The organism is Microbacterium sp., from assembly GCF_032084865.1.
Taxonomy (GTDB): Bacteria; Actinomycetota; Actinomycetes; order Actinomycetales; family Microbacteriaceae; genus Microbacterium.
Genome location: NZ_DAMDLU010000053.1, coordinates 15,866 through 18,200, shown reverse-complemented (window position 1 = coordinate 18,200; position 2,335 = coordinate 15,866). Strand labels below are relative to the sequence as shown.

Here is a 2,335-nt window from a genome sequence, read left to right as displayed (position 1 = left end):
CGGCGAGCTGCCGGCGTCGGAAGCCGTCGAGCCCGTCGTGCTGGTGCGCGGGCCCCGCACGGTGGTCGTCGCGGGGGCGGATGCCGGACCGGATGCCGAAAAGCTGTCGCACGACGGAGGCTGGCCCCTCATCGCCGAGATCGTCAGCGGCGCGCGCTTCGGGCGCCTGCTCGTGCACGGGTACCGGGAGCTGCTGCGCGATGCGGCACTCGGAGGCCGAATCGAACGGGTCGTCGTGTTCGGGCATCCCACCCTCGCCCGCGAGGTCGCCGCGCTGCTCGCGCGCCCCGACATCGAGGTGATCGCCGTGCGACGCGGCGGCGAGCAGCTGAATCTCAATCGACGCACCCGTGCCGTCGCCGCGCTCGCCGTCGAGCCCGGTGCGGCGGATCGGGCCTGGCTGGGGGAGTGGATGTCGGCTTCGCAGGCGCGCATGGTCGACCTCAGCACGCCGGCGCCCGACCAGGAGGGTCTGTATTCCGATGACAGCGCCGTACGCCTCGATGCGGTGCGTGCCGAGCTCGACGCGGTGCGCAGGCGCGTCGACCGGCAGATTCTGGTGGATGCCGTGTGGCGCGCCACCTGGCCGCACGACCGGCTCATGTTCGGATCGTCGCGTCTGGTGCGCGTGGCGGATCAGGTGCTCGGCGGCAAGAAGGTGCCGGTGCACGCGAACCGGGGGCTGGCGGGCATCGACGGCACGGTGGCGACGGGCATCGGCATCGCGCTGGCCAGCCAGGCGGACGGCGCCCCCGGGGTGACTCGGGTGCTGCTCGGCGACCTGGCCTTCCTGCACGATGTCGGCGCGCTGCTGCTGCCGCCCGACGAGCCGGCGCCGCGGGTGCAGGTGATCGTCGGCAACGACGGCGGCGGGACGATCTTCGACGGCCTCGAGGTGGCCGCCTCCGCAGCGCAGGCCGACCTCGATCGCGCGTTCTACACCCCGCACCGCGTGCAGCTGGCCGAGCTGGCCGCGGCGTACGGGTGGGAGCATCAGCGGGTGACGACGCGCTCCGCGCTCGACCAGGCGCTGACCTCCGCCATCGCAGGGCCGCAGATCATCGAGGTGCCGCTCGAGCGCTGAGCGCGAGTGTCGTCAGTCGAGGCGCTGGGTGATCTCGCCCAGGTCGGCGCTCGCGAAGCGCTCGTCGGAAGCGTCGGCGCCGCCCGCCTCGATCTCGTACAGATCGCTCTTCTGCGGTGCGACCGCCTGCGCCTCCACCGGCTGCGTCTCGGTGAGCACGTCGTCGAGCCCCTGCAGGGCGCTGAACCGGCGGGCCTGCGTGACGACGTTGCGGTCGAGCGATCCGGCGAACCGGTTGTACGCGTCGACGGTCGAGTTGAGACTGCGACCGAGCTTGGCCAGATGCTGGCCGAGCGTGCCGAGCCGCTTGTGCAGCTCTTTGCCCACGGTGAAGATCTGCTGCGCCTCCTGCGCCAGCTGATCCTGCCGCCACGCGTGCCCCACGGTGCGCAGCAGCGCGACGAGCGTCGAGGGCGTCGCGATCACGACGTTGCGCTCGAAGGCGTACTCGTAGAGCGTCGCGTCCTGATCGAGCGCAGCCGCCAGGAACGGCTCGGCGGGCACGAACATCACGACGAACTCGGGCGATCCGGCCACGACGTCCCAGTACTCCTTGGCGCCGAGGTCGTCGATGTGCTTGCGCAGATGGCGGGCGTGCGCCTGCAGCCGCTGTGTGCGGACGGTGTCGTCGGTGGCCTCCATCGCCTCGAGGTACCCGCTGAACGCGACCTTCGAGTCGACGACGACGCGCTTGTCGCCGGCCAGGTGCACCACGAGGTCCGGCCGCAGAGCCCCGTCGTCGGTCGCGTGGTGCAGCTGCTCGTCGAAGTCGACGTGGTTCACCATGCCCGAGGCCTCGACGACGCGCCGCAGCTGCAGCTCGCCCCACCGGCCCCGCACCTGCGGCGCGCGCAGCGCGTTGACGAGGTTGCGGGTCTCGGAGCCGAGCGTCTCCGACGACTGGCGCATGAACTGCAGCTGCTCGGCGAGCGCCGCATGGGCCTCCAGCCGTGTCTTCTCGGCGGTCGTCATCTCCGACTTCACCGTGTCGAGCGTCTTCTGGATCGGGTCGATGAGCTGCTGCACGGCATCCTGCCGCTTCTGCAGCTCGGCCGCTCCTTCACTCTGGCTGCGCTTGAGACGCTCTTCCGCCTGCTGCAGGAACGCCTTCGTATTCGCCTCGAGCGCCCGGCGGCTGAGCGCATCGAACTCGTCGGCGAGCCGCTTCTGGTCGGCCTTCAGCTCGTCCAGGCGCTCGGTCGCACGACGGCGCTCGGCGAGTACATCCGCGTCGGCCTCCTCGCGCACCTC

The 2,335-nt window shown here is 71.4% G+C and carries 2 protein-coding genes; one reads left to right on the top strand and one right to left on the bottom strand.

Annotated features, from left to right (window positions below; genetic code table 11):
* The coding region (locus RT309_RS07395) for a thiamine pyrophosphate-dependent enzyme (protein WP_313356220.1) at positions 1–1,084 on the top strand (1,084 nt) is incomplete at its 5' end.
* 12 nt (positions 1,085–1,096) lie between these two features.
* On the opposite strand, the gene rmuC is transcribed toward RT309_RS07395, so the two are convergent.
* Positions 1,097–2,335, bottom strand: a 1,239-nt coding sequence (gene rmuC / locus RT309_RS07390; protein ID WP_313356219.1) for a DNA recombination protein RmuC, incomplete at its 5' end; no start/stop codon positions are given.